This window comes from Kaistia sp. 32K (genome assembly GCF_016629525.1).
GTDB lineage: Bacteria > Pseudomonadota > Alphaproteobacteria > Rhizobiales > Kaistiaceae > Kaistia.
In genome coordinates this window covers 143,116-166,101 of the sequence record NZ_AP024269.1, presented here as the reverse complement: position 1 = coordinate 166,101, position 22,986 = coordinate 143,116, and the positions used below count along the sequence as shown (strand labels likewise).

General features: G+C 67.2%; 22 protein-coding genes and 1 tRNA gene. 11 read left to right on the top strand and 12 right to left on the bottom strand.

Annotated features, from left to right (window positions below):
• Positions 1-24 precede the first annotated feature (24 nt).
• From K32_RS00720 to greA, 3 genes are all read left to right on the top strand, one after another.
• Entirely contained in the window at positions 25-933 is a 909-nt protein-coding gene (locus tag K32_RS00720) for a LysR family transcriptional regulator (RefSeq protein ID WP_201402189.1), read from the top strand.
• Between the two features lie 54 nt (positions 934-987).
• Positions 988-2,793 carry a translation elongation factor 4 gene (gene lepA, locus K32_RS00715; RefSeq protein WP_201402188.1) on the top strand — a complete coding sequence of 602 codons (1,806 nt, stop codon included), beginning with the start codon at positions 988-990 and terminating at the stop codon, positions 2,791-2,793.
• A gap of 93 nt (positions 2,794-2,886) precedes the next feature.
• The gene (gene greA / locus K32_RS00710; RefSeq protein ID WP_371812832.1) at positions 2,887-3,408 is read left to right on the top strand and encodes a transcription elongation factor GreA; all 522 of its coding nucleotides are present in this window, start codon (positions 2,887-2,889) and stop codon (positions 3,406-3,408) included.
• A 102-nt stretch (positions 3,409-3,510) separates the two neighbouring features.
• Here greA and K32_RS00705 read toward each other — a convergent pair whose 3' ends face one another.
• Positions 3,511-4,158, bottom strand: coding sequence for a peroxiredoxin (locus K32_RS00705; protein ID WP_201402187.1), 648 nt, complete (start codon positions 4,156-4,158; stop codon positions 3,511-3,513).
• A gap of 296 nt (positions 4,159-4,454) precedes the next feature.
• On the opposite strand from K32_RS00705, the gene mepA reads away from it, so the two are divergent.
• Positions 4,455-5,456 carry a penicillin-insensitive murein endopeptidase gene (gene mepA, locus K32_RS00700; RefSeq protein ID WP_201402186.1) on the top strand — a complete coding sequence of 334 codons (1,002 nt, stop codon included), beginning with the start codon at positions 4,455-4,457 and terminating at the stop codon, positions 5,454-5,456.
• A 68-nt stretch (positions 5,457-5,524) separates the two neighbouring features.
• Here the strand turns inward: mepA and K32_RS00695 are convergent, their stop codons facing one another.
• From K32_RS00695 to K32_RS00680, 4 genes are all read right to left on the bottom strand, one after another.
• Complete coding sequence (locus tag K32_RS00695) at positions 5,525-6,634, bottom strand: NADH:flavin oxidoreductase/NADH oxidase (protein WP_201402185.1); 1,110 nt, start codon at positions 6,632-6,634, stop codon at positions 5,525-5,527.
• A 94-nt stretch (positions 6,635-6,728) separates the two neighbouring features.
• Positions 6,729-7,397 (bottom strand): 2OG-Fe(II) oxygenase, encoded by a 669-nt coding sequence (locus tag K32_RS00690; RefSeq protein ID WP_201402184.1) that lies wholly within the window; start codon positions 7,395-7,397, stop codon positions 6,729-6,731.
• The gene (gene msrA, locus K32_RS00685) at positions 7,394-8,059 is read right to left on the bottom strand and encodes a peptide-methionine (S)-S-oxide reductase MsrA (RefSeq protein ID WP_201402183.1); all 666 of its coding nucleotides are present in this window, start codon (positions 8,057-8,059) and stop codon (positions 7,394-7,396) included. The genes K32_RS00690 and msrA overlap by 4 nt, the downstream gene beginning before the upstream one ends.
• 30 nt (positions 8,060-8,089) lie before the next feature.
• On the bottom strand, positions 8,090-8,416 hold the full coding sequence (locus tag K32_RS00680) for a hypothetical protein (RefSeq protein ID WP_201402182.1): 327 nt from the start codon (positions 8,414-8,416) through the stop codon (positions 8,090-8,092).
• 255 nt (positions 8,417-8,671) lie between these two features.
• On the opposite strand from K32_RS00680, the gene K32_RS00675 reads away from it, so the two are divergent.
• Positions 8,672-8,761 (top strand) — tRNA-Ser (locus tag K32_RS00675).
• Between the two features lie 257 nt (positions 8,762-9,018).
• Here the strand turns inward: K32_RS00675 and K32_RS00670 are convergent.
• From K32_RS00670 to K32_RS00660, 3 genes are all read right to left on the bottom strand, one after another.
• Positions 9,019-9,876 (bottom strand): MBL fold metallo-hydrolase, encoded by an 858-nt coding sequence (locus K32_RS00670; protein WP_201402181.1) that lies wholly within the window; start codon positions 9,874-9,876, stop codon positions 9,019-9,021.
• Positions 9,877-10,055: 179 nt separating this feature from the next.
• Positions 10,056-10,424, bottom strand: coding sequence for a helix-turn-helix domain-containing protein (locus tag K32_RS00665; protein ID WP_201402180.1), 369 nt, complete (start codon positions 10,422-10,424; stop codon positions 10,056-10,058).
• Between the two features lie 101 nt (positions 10,425-10,525).
• Positions 10,526-11,740 carry an ROK family transcriptional regulator gene (locus tag K32_RS00660; RefSeq protein WP_201402179.1) on the bottom strand — a complete coding sequence of 405 codons (1,215 nt, stop codon included), beginning with the start codon at positions 11,738-11,740 and terminating at the stop codon, positions 10,526-10,528.
• 270 nt (positions 11,741-12,010) lie between these two features.
• Between K32_RS00660 and K32_RS00655 the strand changes: the two genes are divergently transcribed.
• The 6 genes from K32_RS00655 to K32_RS00630 all read left to right on the top strand — a co-directional run bounded on the left by K32_RS00655 (position 12,011) and on the right by K32_RS00630 (position 18,959).
• Positions 12,011-13,597, top strand: coding sequence for an FGGY-family carbohydrate kinase (locus K32_RS00655; RefSeq protein ID WP_201402178.1), 1,587 nt, complete (start codon positions 12,011-12,013; stop codon positions 13,595-13,597).
• A 147-nt stretch (positions 13,598-13,744) separates the two neighbouring features.
• Positions 13,745-14,758 carry a substrate-binding domain-containing protein gene (locus tag K32_RS00650; RefSeq protein WP_201402177.1) on the top strand — a complete coding sequence of 338 codons (1,014 nt, stop codon included), beginning with the start codon at positions 13,745-13,747 and terminating at the stop codon, positions 14,756-14,758.
• A gap of 213 nt (positions 14,759-14,971) precedes the next feature.
• Positions 14,972-15,958 (top strand): ABC transporter permease, encoded by a 987-nt coding sequence (locus K32_RS00645; RefSeq protein ID WP_201402176.1) that lies wholly within the window; start codon positions 14,972-14,974, stop codon positions 15,956-15,958.
• Positions 15,958-16,746, top strand: coding sequence for an ATP-binding cassette domain-containing protein (locus K32_RS00640; protein WP_201402175.1), 789 nt, complete (start codon positions 15,958-15,960; stop codon positions 16,744-16,746). Before K32_RS00645 ends, K32_RS00640 begins: the two co-directional genes overlap by 1 nt.
• Positions 16,747-16,887: 141 nt before the next feature.
• Positions 16,888-17,910: a hypothetical protein gene (locus tag K32_RS00635; RefSeq protein ID WP_201402174.1), complete on the top strand. Its 1,023-nt coding sequence runs from the start codon at positions 16,888-16,890 to the stop codon at positions 17,908-17,910.
• 5 nt (positions 17,911-17,915) lie between these two features.
• Positions 17,916-18,959, top strand: coding sequence for a carbohydrate kinase family protein (locus K32_RS00630; protein ID WP_201402173.1), 1,044 nt, complete (start codon positions 17,916-17,918; stop codon positions 18,957-18,959).
• A gap of 55 nt (positions 18,960-19,014) precedes the next feature.
• On the opposite strand, the gene K32_RS00625 is transcribed toward K32_RS00630, so the two are convergent.
• The 4 genes from K32_RS00625 to K32_RS00610 form a co-directional block, all read right to left on the bottom strand.
• Positions 19,015-20,220, bottom strand: coding sequence for a PLP-dependent aspartate aminotransferase family protein (locus tag K32_RS00625; protein WP_201402172.1), 1,206 nt, complete (start codon positions 20,218-20,220; stop codon positions 19,015-19,017).
• A 73-nt stretch (positions 20,221-20,293) separates the two neighbouring features.
• Entirely contained in the window at positions 20,294-20,806 is a 513-nt protein-coding gene (locus K32_RS00620; RefSeq protein WP_201402171.1) for a cupin domain-containing protein, read from the bottom strand.
• The gene (locus tag K32_RS00615; protein WP_201402170.1) at positions 20,803-21,735 is read right to left on the bottom strand and encodes a LysR family transcriptional regulator; all 933 of its coding nucleotides are present in this window, start codon (positions 21,733-21,735) and stop codon (positions 20,803-20,805) included. Before K32_RS00615 ends, K32_RS00620 begins: the two co-directional genes overlap by 4 nt.
• 372 nt (positions 21,736-22,107) lie before the next feature.
• Positions 22,108-22,929, bottom strand: coding sequence for a DJ-1/PfpI family protein (locus K32_RS00610; RefSeq protein WP_201402169.1), 822 nt, complete (start codon positions 22,927-22,929; stop codon positions 22,108-22,110).
• Positions 22,930-22,986 lie beyond the last annotated feature (57 nt).

The following is a 22,986-nucleotide window of genomic DNA, read 5'->3' as shown; positions in this document are numbered from 1 at the left end:
TGAAATCGAGCATAAACATTCTTTATGGATATCGATCAGCTTCGCAGCTTTGACCGGATCGTGCGCGACGGCAGCTTCACCAAGGCGGCCGCCCGGATGAACGTGACCCAGGCGACGATATCGACCCGCATCCGCACGCTGGAGAGCCATGTCGGCGGGACGTTGTTCACGCGCGGGCGAAAAGTCGAGCTGACCGAGCGCGGCGCGACCTTCCTGCCCTATGCCCGTCGCGTTCTCGCCACCCTGCTCGAAAGCGAGGATGCGCTGCGCAATGTCGACCGCGGCCGCATCGCGCTCGCCTCCTTGCGCAGCCTCGTCGATCCGCTGGCGACGCCGCCCGTGCTCGATTTCATGCGCGCCCATCCCCGTGTCGAGCTGCTGTTCCAGGAGGGCCGGCACCGCGACATTGCCGAATGGCTGCACGACCGCCGCATCGATCTCGCCATCATGGGCTGGCCGAATTTCGATCCGCTGCTGGAGACGCTGGAGCCGATCGCGATCATCCGCGAGAAGGCGGTGCTGGCCGCCGCACCCGCGCTCGCCCGCGAGATCGGGCCGGCGCCGACCCTCGACCGCGTCTTCGCCGTCGCGCCGCATTTTCTTTCGTTCTACTGGTGGCAGGTGACGCCCGACGCCGTCACGTCGCTGCGGCATCGGGCCCGGACGGCGTCGGAGGTGCTGTTTGGCTCGGGGCGCGCGCTGATCGCCAGCGGCGACGCGATCGGCCATCTGCTGGAGGCGGGGATCGCCGACGAGCTCGCGCGCGGCGAACTGGTCGACCTGGCGCCGATCGACATGCCGCCGATCTGGCGGGATTCGGCCCTTGTCGCCGGCGCGTCCGACGCGCTTTCGCGCCCCCTGGTGGCGGAACTCGCCGACCGAATCGTCGCCCGCGCGAGCGCGCTCGGCGTTCTTCATGCCGACCGGCGTTGAAAAGGCACGTTTCAGCGCTTTGCGGCCAACATCCTTGATGCTATTGAGCGCGCCATGAGCACCTCGGCGCAAGACAACATCCGCAATTTCTCCATCGTCGCCCATATCGATCACGGCAAGTCGACGCTTGCCGACCGATTGATCCAGGCGACCGGCGGCCTGTCCGATCGCGAGATGAAGGAGCAGGTGCTCGACTCGATGGACATCGAGCGCGAGCGCGGCATCACCATCAAGGCGCAGACCGTCCGGCTCGACTACAAGGCCAAGGATGGCAAGACCTACATCCTGAATCTGATGGACACGCCCGGCCACGTCGACTTCGCCTATGAGGTGTCGCGGTCGCTCGCCGCCTGCGAAGGCGCGCTGCTCGTCGTCGACGCGTCGCAGGGCGTCGAGGCGCAGACGCTGGCGAACGTCTACCAGGCGATCGACAACGACCTCGAGATCCTGCCGATCCTGAACAAGATCGACCTGCCGGCGGCCGAGCCCGACCGCATCAAGGCGCAGATCGAGGAAGTGATCGGCATCGACGCCTCCGACGCCGTGCTCATCTCGGCCAAGACCGGCATCGGCATTCCCGACGTGCTGGAGGCGATCGTCACCCGCCTGCCGCCGCCGAAGGGCGACGCCGAGGCGCCGCTGAAGGCGATGCTCGTCGACAGCTGGTACGATTCCTATCTCGGCGTCATCGTGCTGATCCGCGTCATCGACGGCCACCTGAAGAAGGGCATGCGCATCCGCATGATGGGCGCCGACGCCGTCTATGACGTCGAGCGCGTCGGCTATTTCACGCCGAAGCTGGTGCCCGTCGACAGCCTCGGGCCAGGCGAGATCGGCTTCCTGACCGCCTCGATCAAGGAAGTCGCGGATACCCGCGTCGGCGATACGATCACCGACGACAAGAAGCCGACGGCCGAGGCGCTGCCGGGCTTCAAGCCGGCGCAGCCGGTGGTGTTCTGCGGCCTGTTCCCGGTCGACGCCGCCGATTTCGAGGAGCTGCGCGCCGCGATGGGGCGCCTGCGCCTCAACGACGCGTCGTTCTCGTTCGAGATGGAATCCTCGGCAGCGCTCGGCTTCGGCTTCCGCTGCGGTTTCCTCGGCCTGCTGCATCTGGAAATCATCCAGGAGCGGCTGGAGCGCGAGTTCAACCTCGACCTGATCGCGACCGCGCCCTCGGTCATCTACAAGATCCAGATGACCGACGGCAGCGAGATCGACCTGCACAATCCGGCCGACATGCCGGACGTGATGAAGATCGAGGAGATCGCCGAGCCCTGGATCCGCGCCACGATCCTGACGCCGGACGAATATCTCGGCGCGATCCTGAAGCTCTGCCAGGAGCGGCGCGGCGTCCAGTCCGACCTGTCCTATGTCGGCACCCGCGCCATGGTCACCTACGACCTGCCGCTCAACGAGGTCGTGTTCGACTTCTACGACCGGCTGAAGTCGATCTCGAAGGGCTATGCCTCGTTCGACTACCACCTGACCGACCACCGCCCCGGCGACCTGGTCAAGCTGCAGATCCTCGTCAATGGCGAGCCGGTCGACGCGCTGTCGATGCTGGTGCACCGCACCCAGGCGGAGCGGCGCGGCCGCGCCATGTGCGAGAAGCTGAAGGACCTGATCCCGCAGCATCTGTTCGTCATTCCGATCCAGGCCGCGATCGGCGGCAAGATCATCGCCCGCGAGACCGTGCGCGCCATGCGCAAGGACGTGACGGCGAAGTGCTATGGCGGCGACATCACGCGTAAGCGCAAGCTTCTGGACAAGCAGAAGGAAGGCAAGCGCAAGATGCGGCAGTTCGGCAAGGTCGACATCCCGCAGGAAGCCTTCATCGCCGCGCTGAAGATGGACGATTGATCCCGGCGCTTGCCGCTCGATCCAATTCGATATGGCCGTTCCGATCGCCCTCGGAGCGGCCATTTTCATGAGAGCGGGCCCCCGGGCCAGCCGATGGCGGGGACGTTCGCGGTGGACGGCGCGCCGGGACGGTCCTACCATCCCGGCATGAGCAGGGCCTTCGTGAAGGAAGACGACGCGGACCATGGGGATGACGGCTTGCCGGAACGGCCCGTCTCGCCGCATCCGAACCTCGTCACCCGGGAAGGGCTCGCCGCCATCGAGGCGGAGCTCGCGCGTCTCGACGAAGCCCTCGCCGCCGCGCGCGACGCCGAAGACACGATGGCGATCCCGGCGCTTGCCCGCGACCAGCGCTATTGGCAGCAGCGCCGCGCGAGCGCCATGCCGGTAGCGCCTTCCGACGACAACGAGACGGCCCAGTTCGGCTCCACGGTGACGATTCTGCGCGAGGACGGGCGACGGCAGACCTACCGGATCGTCGGCGAGGACGAGGCCGATCCCAACAAGGGAACCGTCTCGCATGTTTCGCCGCTGGCGCAGGCGGTGCTCGGCCGCCATGTGGGCGACGAGTTCACGATCGGCAGCCAGGACGCGGAGATCCTGGCCATCGCCTGACGCTCGGGCGCGGCCCTGCCCCCAAAGAAAGACCCAAAAGACCCAAAAAGAAAGGCGCCGGCCGATGCCGACGCCTCTCAAAGACATGCTGGCGAGCGACGATCAGCTCGTCTTGCTGGCGGCCGGCTGCGGCACGAAGCGCAGATAGGGCTTCAGCGTCTTCCAGCCGCCCGGGAACTTCTCCTTCGCCGCCTCGTCGGAAACGGACGGGACGATGATGACGTCCTCGCCCTGCTTCCAGTCGACCGGCGTCGCGACCGAGAACTTGGCCGTCAGCTGCAGGCTGTCGATGACGCGGATGATTTCGTCAAAATTCCGCCCGGTCGAGGCGGGATAGGTCAGCGTCAGCTTCAGCTTCTTGTCGGGGCCGATGACGAAGACCGAGCGGACCGTCGTCGTGTCGGAGGCGTTGGGATGGATCATGCCGTACAGATTCGAGACGCTCTTGTCCTCGTCGGCGATGAGCGGGAAGTTCAGCGTCGCGCCGGTCGTGTCGCGGATGTCGCTGATCCACTGGTCGTGATTGGTAAGCTTGTCGACCGACAGGCCCAGCACCTTGACGCCGCGCTTGTCGAATTCGGGCTTCAGCCTGGCGACGGCGCCGAGCTCGGTGGTGCAGACCGGCGTGAAGTTCTTCGGATGCGAGAACAGCACGCCCCAGCTGTCGCCGAGCCATTCGTGGAACGAGATCTTGCCTTCCGTCGTGTCAGCGGTGAAGTCGGGAACGACGTCCCCAAGATTGAGTGCCATTTTCCGTTTTCCTTCAACAGGTTGCTTACGGAGCGCGCCGCTCCGAGACGAGATCGGCGCCGAGTATCGCATGGCCGCATGACGGGTCAATTGCGGAATCTGGTCGGGATTGAGTGCAATCATCCAACAATTACCGTCCTTTCGACAATCCATTTCCGCAGCTCGCCGACGAGCCCGGCATTCTGGAAAATTCGTCCAAATCGCACGCCGCGCGGGTCGGCCGGGATGGTTGATAAATCGTCAATCAAGATCGCCGATACTGCGACGAGGGGAGCGCTGAACGTGAAGGTGTCATCATGCTGAAAAAGCCGATCCGCGCGCTGGCGCTATCCATCTGGCTGCCGCTCGCCGCGATGGCGCCGGCCTCGGCCGACAATGTCGACACGACGCCGGCCAAGGTCCTGTTCGGCGACGTCAAGACACCGATCCCGCTCGAGGCGCGCGCCATCGGCTCCTACGCCAAGGGCTGCCTCGCCGGCGCCGTGGCGCTGCCGGTGAACGGTCCGCAATGGCAGGCGATGCGCCTGTCGCGCAACCGCAACTGGGGCACGCCGGAACTGATCGCCTTCACCGAGAAGCTCGCCCATGACGCCAAGGCCAAGGACGGCTGGCCGGGGCTCTTGGTCGGCGACATGGGCCAGCCGCGCGGCGGCCCGGCCCGCACGGGACACGCCAGCCACCAGATCGGCCTCGACGTCGATCTCTGGCTGACGCCGATGCCGAACCGGACGCTGTCGCGCGACGAGCGCGAGAAGATGGCGGCTACCTCGATGGTCAACGAGAAGGAGCGCAAGATCGACCGCTCCGTCTGGACCATGGGCCAGCAGAAGCTGATCCGCCGCGCCGCGCTCGACCCGCGCGTCGCCCGCATCTTCGTCAATCCCGCGATCAAGAAGGCGCTCTGCGAGGGCGCGGGGCCCGACCGCGCCTGGCTCAACAAGGTGCGGCCGTGGTGGGGCCACACCTACCACTTCCACGTCCGGCTCGATTGCCCGCCCGGCATGGCGAGCTGCGTTCCGCAGAAGGCGCCGCCGCCCGGCGACGGCTGCGGACCCGAGCTGGATGCCTGGCTGCAGCCGCCGAAGCCCACCAAGCCGACTCAGCCGACCAAGCCGACCGTCAAGCCGCGGCCGATGATGCTGGCCGACCTGCCGGCCGCCTGCCGCCAGGTGCTGATCGGGGCTCCCCCCGGCATCACGCCGGAGCCGGAACCGGCGGCGGCGATGTCCTATGACGGCGGCCAGGGCGCCGATGTCGAGAACCCGACCGACATGCCGGTAACCGGCACGCTGCACTGAAGCGAACAGCAAAAAGGGGCGCCCCGGAAACCGGAGCGCCCCTTTCTCAAGGCGGGCAGCAAACGCTGCTAGTCGTCTTCGTCGACCACCCAGTGCTTCACCGTCGTCAGGCTGCGGACATATTGCGGCGGCGCATAGGCTTCCTCGCCGAGCTCGTAGGCGGCGCGCCAGGGCCAGCGCGGATCGGCGAGAATGGCGCGCGCCAGCGCCACCATGTCCGCCCTGCCCTCACGCAGCACCCCTTCGGCCTCGGCCGGCGTGGTGATCAGCCCGACCGCCCGCGTCGGGATGCCGGCGCCCTTGCGGACCGCCTCGGCGAAATCAACCTGGTAGAGCGGGCCGATCGGGATCTGCTGGTCATAGGCGTTGCCGCCGCTCGACGCGCAGATATAGACGACGCCCTCCGCCTTCAGCGCCGCCGAGACGGCGATCGCCTCCTCGACCGAGAAGCCGCCCTCGACCCAGTCGGTCACCGAGAGCCGCGCGCCGACGAACATCCGCTCCGGCAGCACGGCCCGCACGGCGCGCGCGATCGTCAGGATCAGCCGCATGCGGTTTTCGAGGCTGCCGCCCCAGCGATCCCCGCGCTTGTTCGAGACAGGCGACAGGAACTCGTTCAGCAGATAGCCGTGCGCGCCATGCAGCTCGACGAAATCGAGGCCGATGCGCGCCGCCCGCTCCGCCGCCTGGACGAAGGCGGCGACGATCCGCTCGATGCCCGCCTCGTCGAGCGCGTCGGGCGTCGGCCAACCGGGGGCGAAGGGAACCGCCGAGGGCGCGACCGTCTGCCAGGCGTCCTGCTCGGGCGTCAGCGGTCCGCCGCCGAGCCAGGGCAGCTGCGTCGACGCCTTGCGGCCGGCATGGCCGAGCTGGACGCCGAAGACGGCGCCGGGCGCCGCGACACGGCGCGCCGGGCCGAGCGCCCGCGCCATGGCCGCCTCGTTGGCATCGGAATAGAGCCCGAGGCAGCCGAGCGAGATGCGGCCGCGCCGCTCGACGCCGGTCGCCTCGAAGGTGATCATGCCGGCGCCCGACATGGCGAGCGACATCCAGTGCTGGATATGCCAGTCGGTCGCCGAGCCGTCATCGGCCGAATACATGCACATCGGCGCGATGGCGATGCGGTTCGGAATGGTGAATTCGCCCAGGGAAATGGGCGTGAAGAGTGCGGAGGACATCGTTCATTCCATCGGGAGGGGCAGGAAGGATCTTCGCCCGGACGGGCGGAGGGTCCGTGGAGACGCGCGACGCCCGTGCGCCGCGCGAAGGTCTTCAGCGGGATGTGTCGAGGCGCTGTCCGGAGGAGGCGTTGACCCGCCACCAGCCGGCGATGGCATGGCGCGGCCGGTGCGACGGCAGCACTTCGTGCGGGATCTCCTCCGACATCATCAGCACGACGCGCCCCGCCTGCGGCACGATTTCGGCGGCCGGCGCGCCGTCATCCTCGGGTCCCGACCAGAGCCGGAGCGCGCCGCCATAGTCCGCATGCCAGCCCTCGTCGAGATAGGCGACGAGCGAGACGACGCGGTTCCTGGTGCCGGCGAGGCTGTCGAGATGCCTGTTGTAGAAGCCGCCGGTCGGATAGGCGATGAAGTTGCACTCGAAATCGAACAGGCCGAGGAAGAGCCGCCTGTTGATGGCGATCCGCAGCTGTTCCGCCACCGCCAGGAAGCGGCGCTCGGCCTCGGTGCCGCCATCGAACCAGCGGATCGCCGCCCGCCTTATGTCGCCGTCGCGCCGCAGCCCGGTGGCGCGGCCGACGCCCGCCGACGCCATGGCGCCGGCGCTTTCCATGCTCCCGAGCTCGCCCGCGAGCGCCTGTATCAATGCCGGGTCGAACAAACGGTCGACGACGGCAAACCCGTGTTCCGCCAGCGACGCGATCACCGCGTCGCTGGCTGTGCTGTCGAAATCATCGGTCTCCGAAAGCACGTCGCTCACTGGGCGGCCACTCCCGTTCCGATCGGGCAGGAGACGCCCGTGCCGCCGAGACCGCAATAACCGTCCGGATTCTTGGCGAGATATTGCTGGTGCTCTTCCTCGGCGAAGTAGAAGGGCGGACGATCGAGGATCTCGGTCGTGATATCTCCGAGCCCCTCGGCGGAAAGCGCCTTCTGATAGGCGTCGCGCGCCGCCTCGGCGCGCTCGCGCTCCGACGCGTTGGCGACGTAGATGCCGGAACGATACTGCGTGCCGACATCGTTGCCCTGGCGCATGCCCTGGGTCGGATCATGGCTCTCGAAGAAGATCGCCAGCAGCTCGTCATAGGAGATAACGGCCGGATCATAGGCGACGAGCACCACCTCGTTGTGGCCGGTCATGCCGGTGCAGACCTCGCGATAGGTCGGGTTCGGCGTCACGCCGGCGGCATAGCCGACGGCGGTGGCCCAGACGCCCTTCGCCTGCCAGAACTTGCGCTCCGCGCCCCAGAAGCAGCCGAGGCCGAACAAAGCCGTCTCGATCCCCTGCGGATAGGGTCCGGCGATCGGATGGCCGTTGACGAAATGCGCCCCCGGCTCGGTGATCGGCTGCGCGCGGCCGGGCAAGGCCTCGCCCGGCCCGGGCATCCGGGTCTTGCGCGAAAGGATGTCGAGGAGATTCATGGGTCGTCTCCTTGTCTTGAGGTATGAGGGTCAGGCAATGACGGACCGGTAGCGCCTGCGGCGACCGGCCAGAAGCAGAAACGCGCCGAGCGCGCCGAGCACGAACCAGGTCGGCAGCGTCAGCAGGAACTGGATGACTGGGGACCAGACCCACGGACCGACATAGGTCTCGATATGGGTGGCGATGGCCGTCTGCAGCGCCGTCAAACTGTCGGGATCGAAGGTGAACCAGGCCTGGCCGAGCGGCGTCACGACCAGCGACGAGGCGGCGATCGACTTGGTTCCGTCGATCACCAGCCCGACGACCGCCCCGGCGAGGGCAAACAGGCCGAGAAGGCGGACGAAGAGCGTGAACATCGCAGGGTCCCTCGTCGCGCGGCGGGCGGTTCCCATCCGGAAAGCGACAGGCCACAGATAATGTTCGCTGGCGATTTCGGCAATGATTGATGAGCCAGCATGGGAAAGCTGGAGCGGATTTCCGGCCATCCCCGCTTGTTTTCGTCGCAAGCCTTGCGGCCGCCTGCAGCACGTGATACCGCACCGCCTGTCTTGCCAAGCATCGAAGCGCCCGCCGCTTCCGGCTCGCAGGACAGGCGCCGAGCGCGCTGGTACGGAGGGGTGGCCGAGTGGTTGAAGGCGCACGCCTGGAAAGTGTGTATACGGGAAACCGTATCGCGGGTTCGAATCCCGCTCCCTCCGCCATTCACCCGATCAACTAGTTCAAAAATCTGCGATTTTTGGCCGGGCCCGGGTTTCTGCCTCCCCAAATACCCGGCTTCCGATCGTTCCGCCGGGCTTCGCCAGACGGCCTTTAACGCTCTACCCGGCGCGCGTCTTCGTGGCTCCGAGGACGCGCGGCGCCATCGTATGGGGTCCGGGCTCTAGGGCTCGCATCAGCCCGTTTCAAGGCTGCAATGGGGAGAGCCTGGATCGCCCTCCCCATCCCTTTGATCAAAGTCTCACGCCTCAGCCGAATACTCGAAGCCGGTGCCGTCTTTGCGGATGCGACCGAAGCCGGGGAAGGTGATGTGCATGCCGGTGATGAGGACATCGTCGGTGGCGGCCCGATCGAAGATGAAGCTCCGGGCCGCGCGCGCCCCGTCCGGATCGACGTCAGCCTGCGCCGAGATGTCCGGATTGCGGGTCTGCCGCTCGATGTCGTGGACGGCGTCGCCCCAGATGATCAGCTGCTCCTTGCCGCCGCCGTCGATCTGGAAGCCGGTATGGCCGGGGGTGTGGCCGAAAAGCGGGATCGCCTCGATGCCGGGCATGACCGCGCCCTGCTGGAAGGGCTCAATCCGCCCCGCATAGGCGGCAAAGGCCTCGCGCGCCCAGTCATAGACATTGCGGAAGTCGGCCGGCGCCCGTTCGCGCTGCTCGTCGCTCAGCCAGTAGTCCAGCTCGTTCTGATGCACGAAGACCTGCGCCTTCGGGAAGATCGGCGCGTTGTCGATGTCGATCAGGCCGTTGGTGTGGTCCGGATGGATGTGGGTGCACAGCACCGCGTCGATATCAGACGGGGCCAGGCCGGCGGCGCCGAGGCTCGACACGAGCTTGTTGAGGGTCGGCCCGAGCTTGGCGCCGCCGCCGGTGTCGACGAGGATGTTCTGGGTGGCCGTCTGGACGAGGAAGGCGTTGATGTCGAGATGGAAGGTGGCCTCGCTCGAAGCCGCGGGATCCTCCGACGCGATGAAGGAGCCGGGCAGATCGAAATGGCCGTCATGCAGGGCGGTCACGCGAACGGAGCCGAGCTGGATCGCCCGCGGGGCATAGTCACCGCCCGTCGTCTCGGAAATATCTCGCGTCGTGTCCGTCATGATCTCGCTCCTTCTGGATCCGGCAGGTCGATCGACCCGCCAAGGGGGCGAGATAAGTATCAGATGGATACCACGTGTAAATTACGCACCTTATCCGCACCAGGTCACCCGAAGGTGACTTCGAGCGGCGCGAGGCGTTGGCGGATCGGGTTCCTGTCCCGGAAAATCAGCCCGTTGCCTCACGCCACCTCGGCCAGGCGCAGGCGATAGGCTTCCTGCGCCGCCCGGACCGCAGGCTGGTAGTCCGCCGACCAGGCGAGCAGCGCCCCGACGGGCTGCTCCAGCGTATAACCCAGCGGCGTAACGCGATATTCGACGGCGAGCTCGCCCGTCGTCATGACGTGCCGCTCGACCAACCCGTTCATCTCGAGCCGCTTGAGGCAGGTCGCGAGGCTTTTTTGCGAGATCGCCGGCACGGCGCGGCGGATCGCGTTGAAGCGCTGTCTGCCGCCGTCGGTGCAGATAGCGGTGAGGATCAGCACGGTCCACTTGTCGGAAAGCAGGTCGAGCAGCAGGCGCATGGACTCGAGGTCCTGGTTCTTCGCCATTTTAGAATTGCCTCCGGGGTGACGTACCGAAGTGCGTCCTTGATGCCAGGTTTCCAGAGGATACTAGCGTGGGCGACCCGCCGTCACCAGACGGCGCGCGATCATGCCCGCAAGGCGGCGCCCCGGAACCGGGCGATCAGCTCGCCGATCTTGGCGCGGCTGAAGACGTCGTCGAGGATGAGATGCGCGGCGCCGAACAGGGCGCTGTCGGCCTCCGGCTCGGCCAGGACGATGCGAAGATCGCGCGTGGCGAGCGGCAGGCAGCGCTGATAGATCAACTCGCGGATACCGGACAACAGGATCTCGCCGCCGCGCGCCAGCGTGCCGCCGACGACGATCAAACTCGGATTGATGATGCTGACGACATCGGAAGCGACCTCGCCGATCGTCCGCCCGGCCTTGCGCAGCAGCATGATCGCCTCCGGCGTCTGGCTCTCGACCAGCCGGATGACGTCGCGGGCGTTATCGGCCGGGAAGCCGAGCCGCGACAGGTCGCGGGCGATCGCCCAGCCGGCGGCGCGCGCCTCGACGCAGCCGAACTTGCCGCAGCGGCAGAGCGGCGCGTCGTCGGAAAGGAACTGGATGTGGCCGATATCGCCCGCCGCCCCCTGCGCGCCGCGAAACACCCTGCCGCTGGCGATGAAGCCGCTGCCGATGCCGGTGCCCGCCTTGATGAACAGCATGTCGTCGACGCCGGGAAAATTGTGCCGGTACTCGTAGAGCGTCATCAGGTTCACGTCATTCTCGACATAGACGGGAACGCCCAGCGCCCCCTGCAGGCGCGCGATGATGTCGTACTCGTCCCAGCCCGACAGGACCGAGGGGCCGACGACGCGCCCGCGTTTGAAATCGACCGGCGTCGGCAGGCTGAGCCCGACGCCGAGCAGGACGCCGTGGCTCGCCTTCGCCTCCCCCGCCAGCCGGTCGAGCTCGGCCGCCATGCGCCCGAGCGTGGCGGCGGGCCCCTCGGCAACGCTGAACGGGATCGTGCTCTGCAGGATCACCGCCGGCGCCAGGTCCATCGCGGCCAAATGGATATGCGTCTCGCCGATATTGGCGACCAGCAGGAAGGCGGCCGTTTCGTTGACGGCGAGGACGCGGGTCGGCCGGCCGCCGCTCGGCAGCGTCCGGGAGGTTTCGCGCACCAGGCCTGCGGCGAGGAGCGCGCCCAGCCTCTGCGTGACGGTGACACGGGAAAGCCCGGAGGCGGCGAGCAGATCCGAACGCGACGTCGCCGCGCGCGAGGCGACCAGCGACAGGATTTCTCCCGCATTGGCCAGCGCGGACAGATCCGGTGACGTCGCGTCCTTCAGCATTCCAAGCTCCTGTTTCCAGCAGAGCTTTACCGGCAAACGCGAAAGAGATGAAGCGGAAAGCGAAGCCGTGCACAGCACTTATGTTCAATAATTTACATTATTGACCGTTTTAGAGAAAACATCTTATCTAACTGGCGATCGGAGAGCCGGATCGAGGATGCGGCGCCGACCGCCAATCGCCAGCGAAAGTGCCAGCCCGATGTTGCAGGATAGGGTCCCGAGGAACGAGTGGAAGCCGCGCCCGCTCATCCAGACAGGCGTGGTGTGCCGATGACGCGCGCCTTTCTCATCGGGCTCGACTACGGCTCGGAATCGGCGCGTGGCGTGCTCATCGACGCCGCCAGCGGACAGCAGGTCGAAAGCCATGTTCACGCCTATCGCCACGGTATCCTGACGCGGACGCTGCCGGACGGCACGCCGCTGCCGCGCGGCTTTGCCCTGCAGGTCGCGGCGGATTATCTCGAGGCGGCGGCGGATATCCTGACCGTGCTCGGCGGCGGACGGCAGATCCTCTCCATCGGCGCCGGCTTCACCGCGAGTTCACCCCTGCCGGCGACAGAAACGGGAGCGCCGCTGTCGGAGATCCATCCGGGCGCCCCGCATGCCTATGTGAAGCTCTGGAAGCATCGCGCGGCACAGCCCTATGCCGACGCCATCAATCGGACGGGCGGCGATTTCCTGGCGAATTTCGGCGGCAAGCTCTCCGGCGAATGGCTGCTCGCCAAGGCGGCGCAGATCGAGGCCGAGGCGCCGGCGATCTGGGCCGAGACCGATCGCTTCATCGAGGGCGGCGACTGGCTGGTCTGGCAACTGACCGGCGTTGAGGCACGCGGCCTCGGCTTCGCCGCCTACAAGGCGCAGTATTCCGCGGAAGCCGGCTATCCCTCGGGCGTGGTGCCGGGGCTTGCGCCAAAGCTGGCGCCGCCGCTCGCGGCCGGCGCCGCCGCCGGCGCGCTTGCCGAAAGCTGGCGTCAAAAGACCGGCATCGAAGGGCCGGCGGTCGTCAGCGTCGCGACGATCGATTCCCATGTCGTGCTGCCGGCGATCCAGGCGGTCTCCAGCGGCTGCCTCGTCGGCGCGCTCGGAACCTCGGCCGCCTATCTGCTGCTCAGCGACGATTTCCGCCCCCTCCCCGCCGGCATCGAGGGCGTGGCGAAAGACGGCGCGGTGCGCGGATTGTGGTGCTACGAGGCCGGCCAGGCGAGCTTCGGCGACACGCTGAGCTGGTTCGTGAAGACGTTTCCGCGGGGCGCCGGCGAAGCGGAGAGTTTTGCCGCCTATAATCGCGAGGCGGCGGTGCTCGCGCCTGGCGCCAATTCCCTCCTCGCCCTCGACTGGTGGAACGGCAACCGGGTGCCGTTCGCCGATTCCGAGCTCACCGGGCTGCTGCTCGGTCTCTCGATGGAGACGACCGCCGTCGACATCTACCGCGCGCTGATGGAGGCGCTTTGCCACGGCGCCCGCAACGTCGTCGACCGGTTCGAGGCCGCCGGCTTCACGATCGAGCGGATCCTGATGACAAGCGGCCTGGCCCGCAACAATCCGGAGCTGGTGGCTGTTCTGGCCGACATCCTCGAACGCACGATCGAGGTGCCGGAGATCGAGCATCCGACCGCCGTCGGCGCCGCGATCCACGGCGCAGTCGCGGCGGGAATCGTCGGGAGGTTCCAGGACGGCGCGGCGCGGTTCGGCGCGCGCGCGTTCAAGACCTATGAGCCCCGCGCGGCGAACGCGGCGGCCCATCGCGCGCTCTATCGGCACTACCAGAACCTCAGCGCCGATCCGGTGCTGCACGAGGCGATGCATGACCTCGGCCGCCTCGCGGCGACGCGGTCCGGCGAGCCCTCCGGCCGCTAATTAATTAAGATCAGAAATATACAAAAGACGACAACGCGTGTTTGACTTTATCCAAAATGGATGAATTAATCCCCGTCAGCCTTTGAGGAGAAAGGCCGGGAACGAGAAGCGAAAAGCTCCGGTTCAACGCAAATCTGGGAGGATTGCATGAATTCCAATCGTCATCGCACGTCGCCTTTGTCCGCGCTCAAGGCCGGACTGAAGGTCACGATCTTCGGCCTCGCGCTCAGCGGCGCCGCCATGCAGGCCGCCTCGGCCGAGGAGGTCATCGTCGGCCTCGTCACCAAGACCGAGGTGAACCCGTTCTTCGTCAAGATGCGCCAGGCCGCCGAGGAGCAGGCCAAGGCCAAGAACGTCAAGCTGATCGCCCGCGCCGGCAAGTTCGACGGCGACAATGAGGGCCAGGTCGCCGCGATCGAGGATCTGATCAGCGCCGGCGCCAAGGGCATCCTGGTCACGCCGAACAATTCCTCCGGCATGCTCAACATCATCAAGAAGGCGCGTGACGCCGGCGTGCTGGTGATCGCGCTCGACACCGCCACCGACCCGGCCGACGCCGTCGACGCGACGTTCGCCACCGACAACTTCCAGGCCGGCGTGCAGCAGGGCGCCTATGCCCGCAAGGCGATGGGCGACAAGAAGGCCGTCGTCGCCATGCTCGACGGCACGCCGGGCGGCACCGTCGATACGTTCCGCCATGACGGCTACCTGAAGGGCTTCGGCATCGCCGAGGGCGATCCGTCGATCGCCGGCGCCGCCATCACCAATGGCGCGCAGGACAAGGGCCAGGTCGGCATGGAGAACCTGCTCTCCAAGAATGGCGACATCAACGCCGTCTACACGATCAACGAGCCGGCCGCTGCCGGCGCCTTCGCCGCGCTGAAATCGTTCGGCAAGGAAGATCAGGTGATGCTGACGTCGATCGACGGCGGCTGCGCCGGCGTGCGCGACGTCAAGGACGGCAAGATCGCCGCCACCGTCATGCAGTTCCCCTACAAGATGGCGGCCATGGGCGTCGACGCCGTCGCCGAATACGCCGCCTCCGGCAAGAAGCCGAGCGGCTTCGTCGATACCGGCTCCTTCCTGATCACCGACAAGCCGGTGGACGGGATCGAGTCCAAGGACACCGCCTGGGGCCTCGAGAACTGCTGGGGCGACTGACGACTTGAGCGGCTCGGCGTTTCCCTGGAACCGCCCGGCCGCTTCCATGCCTTGTTTGGCCGCGTTTTCTTCGCGAACCGGAATCCATTTCGCTTGAAAGCGCTCTGATCTCCCGACCGGGCCTCCGGCGGATGCCGCCTCGCGCGGCGAACGGACGGCCTCGCCCGGCCGGGAGATCCCAAGGTTTGCTTACCCGTCAGGCTTGAGGTTCAGATGACTGCTTCTTCCGCGACCGCGGCCACGCCGCGCGCCGGGCTGATGGCGCGCATCGTCGGCACGCCCTCTGTGGGCCCGCTCCTGGTGCTGCTCGTCTTCGGCACCATCTTCGCGCTGACGAATCCGCGCTTTCTCGCCAGCCAGAACCTCTCGATCATCCTGCAGCAGACGGTGATCATCGGCACGCTGGCGATCGGCCAGACGCTGATCATCCTGACGGCCGGCATCGACCTGGCCGTTGGCGCAATCGCCGTGCTGGGCACGATCATCGCCGGCAAGCTGGTCGCGAACGGCTACGATCCCGTCCTCTCCATGGCCTTTGCCGTGCTCGTCTGCACCGCGGCCGGCGCCGCGGCTGGCGGACTGATCAGCGGCCTGAAGCTGCCGCCCTTCATCGTCACGCTCGGCATTCTCGGCATCCTGACCGCCGCGCTCAGGCTGATCTCGGCCGGCGGCGCCTTCCCGGTCCGGGACGCGTTCCTCGGCTGGACCGGCAACAGCGTCAAGCCGTTCGGCTTCGTCATCACCTATGGCGTGATGATCATGCTGCTCCTCTACGCCGTCGTCTGGTATCTCCTGAACGAGACGAAGTGGGGCCGGCACGTCTACGCCATCGGCAACAATCCGGAGGCCGCCCGCCTCGTCGGCATCCCGGTGCGCCGCCATCTGCTCTCGGTCTATGTGCTCGCCGGCCTGCTCTACGGCATCGGCGCCTGGCTGGCGCTGGGGCGCATCCCGAACGCCGACCCCAATTCGCTGCAGACCGCCAATCTCGATTCCATCACCGCGGTGGTGATCGGCGGCACCAGCCTGTTCGGCGGACGCGGCGGCCTGGTCGGCACGCTGATCGGCGCCCTGATCGTCGGCGTGCTGCGCAACGGCCTCACCCTCGCCGGCATCGATCCGCTCTGGCAGGATCTCGTCACCGGCGTCCTCGTCATCGTCGCGGTCGCGCTCGACCAGATGTCCCGCAGGAGGCGCTGATGTCGCCCGCTCCAGCCACCCGTGACGCCACCCGAGGCGAAGTCGTCCTCGAAGCGCGCAACATCACCAAGCACTACGGCCACCTCGTCGCCCTCGACGGCGTCGATTTCGAGCTGCGCGCCGGCGAGATCCTCGCCGTCGTCGGCGACAACGGCGCCGGCAAGTCGACGCTGATCAAGGCGCTGACCGGCGCGGTGCGTCCCGACAGCGGCGAAATCCTGCTCGACGGCCAGCCCGTGCACTTCAAGGGTCCTCTCGACGCCCGGCAGCGCGGCATCGAGACGGTCTACCAGGACCTCGCCGTCGCGCCGGCGCTCGACATCGCCAGCAATCTGTTCCTCGGCCGCGAGCGCCGCCGCAGCGGCATCATGGGCACCCTGTTCCGCCGCCTCGACAAGCCCGGCATGCGCGCCGAGGCGGAGCGCAGCATGGCGGAGCTCAAGTTCCGCCTGCCCTCGATCAACAGCCCCGTCGAAACGCTCTCGGGCGGCCAGCGGCAGGGCGTCGCCGTCGCCCGCGCCGCCGTCTTCGCCCGCAAGCTCGTCATCATGGACGAACCGACCGCGGCGCTCGGCGTGCGTGAGACCGGCCAGGTGCTGGAGCTGATCAAGACGATCCGCGATCGCGGCCTGCCGGTCGTGCTGATCAGCCACAACATGCCGAACGTCTTCGAGCTGGCCGACCGGATCCACATCATGCGGCTCGGCCGGCGGGCGGGAGTGGTCAGTCCCAAGACCCACTCCATGGCCGATGTCGTCGCCATCATGACCGGAGCGGTCGAACTCTAGTTCACCGATCCCGGCGACGCGGGGCGAACACCTCGTTCCATCCCACCCTCACCGCGTGAACCGGCACTCCGTTTCACGTGAACCCTCCACTCGTCCATTTCGCCGGGCGCGTCGCGCCTCCATCCGAACCGGGAGACTTCCATGTTCCGCCTTGACCAGAAGCTGGAGCGCATCCGCTCCGGCAATTACAGCCGCAGCGACTTCATCCTTGCCGACGCCAAGGACGGCGACATGGGCCCCAGCATCACCTCCTGCGGGCCAAAGCGCGAGAAGGACGGCAGCTGGACCCGCCACTACACCAGGGCGGAATTCCTCGAGAACATCCGCGCCGTGGTCGAGCAGGACATCGTCGACGTCATGCTGACGTCGGCATCCAACATGGAAACGCTGATCGACATGGGCGTCTACCGCGGCAGCGCGATCAAGCCCGCCATCCGCGCCAACGACACGACGGACGTCTGGGTCGGCCGCGGCGCCAGCTACGTCAAGCACCCCTCGCGCGCCTTCCGCACCGCCTCGCTGCCGCGCGTCACCACCGGCTCGATCGATCCGGCCCCCGGCGCGCCGATCACCGGCACCGATCTCGGCCTCTACTCGATCACCTTCAACAACGACCTCGAGCACGACATGGCGGCGCTGGAGGCCTTCACCGACTTCCGCGACGACGCCGCCCGCAACAACTTCAAGTATTTCCTTGAGGTGTTCAATCCGAACGTCGCCAGCGGCGTCGATCCCGAGATCCTGCCGCACTACATCAACGACTGCATCATGCGCTGCCTCGCCGGCATCATGAAGGCGGACCGGCCGCGCTTCCTGAAGATCGCCTATAACGGCCCGAAGGCGCTCGAAGAGCTGGCGTCCTACGACAGCAGCATCGTCGTCGGCATTCTCGGCGGCGGCGCAGGGACCACGCGCGACTGCTTCGAGCTGCTTTCCCAGGCCGAGCGCTACGGCGCCCGGGTCGCCCTGTTCGGCCGCAAGATCAACCTCGCCGAAGACCCGCTCGCGATGATCACCTTCATGCGCGCCGTCACCGACGGCGCGCTGCAGCCGATCGAGGCGGTCAAGGCCTATCACGGCAGCCTGCAGAAGAGCGGCATCACCCCGTTGCGCGACCTCGCGACCGACAGCGAGATCACGGAAAAGCCCCTCAAGGCAGGCTAGGAACCATGTCCGAACATCGCCGGGGTATCGTGACCGGGGGCACCTGGTGCGTCGACTACAATCGGGTCGTGACGCACTGGCCCGAGGAAGACGGCATGGCCGAGATCGTCGGCGAGGAACGCCATGGCGGCGGCTCGGCCTGCAACCTGGCGATCGACATCAAGCGCCTGGACCCGGCCATGCCGGTCGACACGATCGGCGTGGTCGGGAGCGACGAGGCGGGGCGCTACCTCGTCTCGCTCGCGGAGGAATTCGACATCGGCACGGAGCAACTGACCGTGACCGATGCCATGGGCACGCAGTTCTGCGATGCCTATGTCTCGCGGATCACCCACCGCCGCACGCATGTCTACAGCGTCGGCGCGGCGACGCTGCTGACGCCCGAGCAGTTCGACTTCTCCGCGACCCGCGCGCGCTTCCTGCATCTCGGCCTCCCCGGCGTGCACCGCCAGCTCGATGCTCCGCATGGCAGCGACGAAAGCGGCTGGGTGACCGTCCTGAAAAAGGCGCGCGCGGCCGGGCTCCAGACCAATCTGGAGCTCGCGAGCATCGAGAGGGAACGACTGCTCGCGCTCACCCTGCCCTGCCTGCCGCATCTCGATTTCATCATCGTCAACGATCACGAGATCGGCGCGCTGACCGGCATGGCGACCGTCCAGCACGGGGTTACCGACATCGCCGCCTGCGAGCGGGCGGCGCGAGCGGTGCTGGAAAAGGGCGCGATGTCGGTTGTCGTGGTTCACTGCCCCGCGGTCGCCATCGCGGTCAGCCGCGACGGCCGGCGGCTGATCAAGCCGTCCGTCGCCATCCCGCCGGAGCTTGTCGTCGGCGCCAATGGCGCGGGCGACGCCTTCGCCGCCGGCATGCTCTACGGCCTGCACGAGGCCTGGCCGCTGGATGACTGCGTCCGCCTCGCCCATGCGGCCGCGGCGGCGTCGCTGCGCAGCGTTTCCACCACGGTCACGGTCGAGAGCTGGCGGCAATGCCTGGATCTCGCGCGGGACTGGGGATGGCGATCGGAGCCGGCGGGGCACAGGCTGGAAGCCTGATCCGCAGCCCGCGCCAAGTTCGGCGCGGGTGCCTTTCGGGCTGGCTCGCCTGCCCTCAGCGCAATCCGGCGAGCGCGGCGTCGAAATCGGCGACGATGTCCTCCGCCGTCTCCAGGCCGACGGAGACGCGGATGAGATTGTCGGCCAATCCCAGCTTCTCGCGCTCCTCCTTCGGATAGGTCGAGTGCGTCATGCTGGCGGGGTGCTGCACCAGCGTCTCGGCATCGCCGAGGCTGACCGCGATCGTCGACAATTGCAGGCGATTGCAGAGCTTGGCCGCCCGGTCGTAATCGCCGTCGACATAGAAGCCGATCAGGCCGCCATAGCCGGACATCTGGCGGCTGGCGATCGCGTGCCCCTTCGTTCCGGCGAGGCCCGGATAGATCACCTGGGCGATCGCCGGATGCCGGGAAAGCCTTTCCGCCAGCGTCAGGGCGGACGAGGAATGCCGCTCCATCCGGAGCTCCAGCGTCTTCAGGCCTCGCAGGATGAGATGCGCCGTCAGCGGCGCCATCGTCGCGCCGGTCATGACGCGGAGGCCGATCTGGCGGATCTGCTTCACATGCGCTTCGCTGCCGGCGACGATCCCGGCGATGAGATCGCCGTGTCCACCGAGATATTTGGTGGCCGAATGCAGCACGAGATCGGCGCCCTGTTCGAGCGGGCGCTGCAGGTATGGCGTCGCGAACGTATTGTCGACGATTGAGATCGCCCCATGCCGGTGCGCCAGCGCGGAAACGGCTTCGATGTCAACGATATCCAGCATCGGGTTGGCCGGCGTCTCGAAATAGACCGCCTTGAACGCGCCCTCGGCCGCCGCGGCTTCCAGTTCGCCGGGCTCCGTCATGTCGATCAGGCGGATGTCGAAGCCGAAGCGATCGCGCAGATGGCCGAAGAAGGCGAACGAATTGCCGTAGAGGCGGCTGTGCACGAGGATGCGGTCGCCCTGCTGGAACAGCGAGAAGAAGGTCGCCGAGATCGCGCTCATCCCCGACGCGGTGGCGACAGCCGCCTCGGCGCCCTCCAGGCTCGCCAGCCGGCTTTCCAGCACTGTCTGCGTCGGGTTCTTCGTCCGCCCGTAGATGTAGGCGTTCCGCTCGCCGCGAAAGGCGGCGCCGCCGTCCTCCACGGTGTCGAAGGCATAGGTCGACGTCATGAACACGGGCGGAACCAGCGCCCCCTTCTCGTCCTTCGGATCGTAGCCCTCATGGATGGCCCGCGTGGCGAAGCCCGGTCGGTTCGAAGGGGGTGTCTTGGACATGCAGTCGCTCTTTCAGTTCAACGTCATGGGTGATCGCGGCGATCGCGCGAGGCCTTCGGCCGCGCCGACCCGGTTATTCGGGGCGGGAATGGATGGGATCGACCCAGTAGACCGCCTCGGGCTTCTCGACCGGATCGACATCCGTGATGTTGACGACGACGGCCTCGTTGTCCGAGCGGACGAGCACGCACTCCAGCACATTGTCCGGATCGGCGTTGATCTCCTGGTGCGGGACATAGGGGGGAACGAAGATGAAGTCGCCGGGTCCCGCCTCGGCGACATATTCGAGCCGGTCGCCCCAGCGCATCCGCGCCTTGCCGCGCACGACGAAGATCACGCTCTCCAGCGCACCGTGATGATGCACGCCGGTCTTGGCGTTGGGTTCGATGGCGACGGTTCCCGCCCAGATCTTCTGCGCGCCGACGCGGGCGTGATTGATCGCCGCCTGCCGGTACATCCCCGGCGTCTGCGCCGTGTTCGGATCCAGCTGGTCGCCCTTGATGACCCGCACGCCGTCATGCTTCCACCGCTCCGCGTGGCCGTGATCGTGGTCGTGCGCGTGATCGTGGTCGTGGTGATCGCTCATGGTCTTGCCTCGGGTTCGGATGAAACGGGATGGCGGGCGGCCTTGCGAAAGATCGCCGACGCCCGGGCGCCGAAAGCCTGGATTGGCGCGGCGAGATCGCCCGGCGCGGCCGCATGGCAGAGCCACAGATCGGCGCGCAGCGAGAAATCGCTCACCGGGATCGCGACGAGGTTCGCGCGATGCGGGCTCGCCTCGAGCAGCGGAAGCGGCACAAGGCCCAGGCCCATGCCGGCGGCGACCATCTCAAGCTGCGTCTCCCGGGCATAGGTGTCGAGATTGACCTTGAACGGCAGGTTCCGCTTGGCGAAAGCGCTCTGCAATTCGGCGCGGAAACCGCAGCCGTCGGGGTTGAGGATCCAGCCCGGCTGATGCAGGGCGGAAAGGCGGTAGCTCCGCTTCTGCGCGAAATTCCGGCTCGCGACGACGACCATCGGCACTTCGGCCAACGACGTGGCGACCACGTTCGCGGGGAAGATCTTCTGGCTCGGCATCAGCACGATGCCGGCGTCCAGCTGCCCGTCGGAGAGCCGGTCGACGATGAAGTTGGCCCAGCCCGTGGTGACCTGGATGGAGAGTTCCGGCCAATGGCTGTGCGAAATCTGCAGGATGTCCTGGAGCAGCACGTCGCAGACGGCCTGCGTCATGCCGAGCCGGAGGCCCCCCGTCACCGACGATCGCCCCGCGACCGTCCGGCGCAGCGCCTCCACCTCGAGCCCGATCTTCAGAGAGCTCTCATAGACATCGAGGCCGATCGCGGTCGGGACCGGAGGCTTCACGGTCCGGTCCAGCAGGACCACGCCAAGGTCCCGCTCCAAACTCTGGATGCGCTTCGAGATCGCCGACTGGGTCAGGGAAAGCGACGCCGCGGCCTGGCTGATCGACTGGTTGGAGACAACCGCGATGAAGGCTTCCATGTCGTCAAGATTCACGGGGCGACCCTCGACCCTCGGTGCCGAGGCGAATAACGGCGCCATCCAGAACGATCCCCGATGCCCCCGCCACCCGATTCAGCCGTCAAAGTCCGTCCGCCTAATATTCCATATCGCCATATTTGTACGATTCCACGCCATACGTTGTCGTGGATGGAATAATCCTACGCTGCGATTTTGACGAACGCAATTTCCGCGGCGCCGCCTGATCCGGGAAATCTCCGCCCCAGAGGGCAACGCGGCGTCGTGCAGCGACGTGGCTTACGATTCGCGTGACGCGTCGTCCCAGATGCGCATGAGGCGGGTGATCGCCGGAAAGTGCCACGCCTTGCCGCCCTCGCGGAGCGGCGGCGTGGCACCTCAGGAAATGCGTCAGGTTCCCAGGCGCTTCGCCGCGGCTTCGGCGGCGAGGCGGGCCTGGCCGTCCATCCACTTGCGGCTCTCCCGCGCCTCCGCCAGCCGTTCCGGACCCGCCTCCTGCGGCGTGCCGTTGGCAAAGGGCGGCTCCGGCGCATATTCGATCGTCAGTTGCACCCGCCGGGCCGCCTCCTCGCCCTTCATGAGCGCCGCGAGGGCCAGCGCGAAATCGATCCCCGCCGTCACGCCGCCGCCCGTCATCCGGTTGCGATCCCGCACCACGCGCTGGTCGACATGACGCGCGCCCATGAGCGGAAGCAGATCGGCGACGGCCCAATGCGCGGTCGCGTCATAGCCCTTGAGCAGGCCGGCGGCGGCGAGAACCAGCGCCCCGGTGCAGACGCTCGTCACCCACTTCGCCCGGGCGCCGCGATCGGCGAGGAAGGCGAGCACCTCGGGATCGTTCATGCAGTCGACCGAGCCCAGCGTGCCTCCCGGCACGAACAGGATGTCGAGATCCCCGGGGCATTCGTCAAAGCTGTGCGTCGCCACCAGCGGAATGCCGACATCGGTGGAGACAGGCGACTTGTCCTTCCAGACGAGTTGCACGTCGAAACGCAGGATCTTGAACACGGTCATCGGCCCGATGAGGTCGAGCGCCACCATCTTGGGATGCACGAGCATCGCCACTTTCGGCGCGTCCGGCGGCGTCTCCATCATCGAGCGCATATGGGCGGCGCCGGCCTGCGGCTCCGCCGCGTTTGCCGGAGCGGCCGCCGAGGCGGCAAGAAGGGTTCCGAGCGCGAGCAGCGTCCGGCGGTCGAGATTGTCCGTCATGATATTTCTCTTTGACTGGGGATGCGAGAACGGCTTCGCCCGGCCGGAAGCCGGAAC

Bases quoted from the DNA above. Each gene is read 5' to 3' on its own strand.
- K32_RS00720 (WP_201402189.1), top strand. From the start codon at position 25: ATGGATATCGATCAGCTTCGCAGCTTTGACCGGATCGTGCGCGACGGC.
- lepA (WP_201402188.1), top strand. From the start codon at position 988: ATGAGCACCTCGGCGCAAGACAACATCCGCAATTTCTCCATCGTCGCC.
- greA (WP_371812832.1), top strand. From the start codon at position 2,887: ATGGCGGGGACGTTCGCGGTGGACGGCGCGCCGGGACGGTCCTACCAT.
- K32_RS00705 (WP_201402187.1), bottom strand. From the start codon at position 4,158: ATGGCACTCAATCTTGGGGACGTCGTTCCCGACTTCACCGCTGACACG.
- mepA (WP_201402186.1), top strand. From the start codon at position 4,455: ATGCTGAAAAAGCCGATCCGCGCGCTGGCGCTATCCATCTGGCTGCCG.
- K32_RS00695 (WP_201402185.1), bottom strand. From the start codon at position 6,634: ATGTCCTCCGCACTCTTCACGCCCATTTCCCTGGGCGAATTCACCATT.
- msrA (WP_201402183.1), bottom strand. From the start codon at position 8,059: ATGAATCTCCTCGACATCCTTTCGCGCAAGACCCGGATGCCCGGGCCG.
- K32_RS00680 (WP_201402182.1), bottom strand. From the start codon at position 8,416: ATGTTCACGCTCTTCGTCCGCCTTCTCGGCCTGTTTGCCCTCGCCGGG.
- K32_RS00670 (WP_201402181.1), bottom strand. From the start codon at position 9,876: ATGACGGACACGACGCGAGATATTTCCGAGACGACGGGCGGTGACTAT.
- K32_RS00665 (WP_201402180.1), bottom strand. From the start codon at position 10,424: ATGGCGAAGAACCAGGACCTCGAGTCCATGCGCCTGCTGCTCGACCTG.
- K32_RS00660 (WP_201402179.1), bottom strand. From the start codon at position 11,740: ATGCTGAAGGACGCGACGTCACCGGATCTGTCCGCGCTGGCCAATGCG.
- K32_RS00655 (WP_201402178.1), top strand. From the start codon at position 12,011: ATGACGCGCGCCTTTCTCATCGGGCTCGACTACGGCTCGGAATCGGCG.
- K32_RS00650 (WP_201402177.1), top strand. From the start codon at position 13,745: ATGAATTCCAATCGTCATCGCACGTCGCCTTTGTCCGCGCTCAAGGCC.
- K32_RS00645 (WP_201402176.1), top strand. From the start codon at position 14,972: ATGACTGCTTCTTCCGCGACCGCGGCCACGCCGCGCGCCGGGCTGATG.
- K32_RS00640 (WP_201402175.1), top strand. From the start codon at position 15,958: ATGTCGCCCGCTCCAGCCACCCGTGACGCCACCCGAGGCGAAGTCGTC.
- K32_RS00635 (WP_201402174.1), top strand. From the start codon at position 16,888: ATGTTCCGCCTTGACCAGAAGCTGGAGCGCATCCGCTCCGGCAATTAC.
- K32_RS00630 (WP_201402173.1), top strand. From the start codon at position 17,916: ATGTCCGAACATCGCCGGGGTATCGTGACCGGGGGCACCTGGTGCGTC.
- K32_RS00625 (WP_201402172.1), bottom strand. From the start codon at position 20,220: ATGTCCAAGACACCCCCTTCGAACCGACCGGGCTTCGCCACGCGGGCC.
- K32_RS00620 (WP_201402171.1), bottom strand. From the start codon at position 20,806: ATGAGCGATCACCACGACCACGATCACGCGCACGACCACGATCACGGC.
- K32_RS00610 (WP_201402169.1), bottom strand. From the start codon at position 22,929: ATGACGGACAATCTCGACCGCCGGACGCTGCTCGCGCTCGGAACCCTT.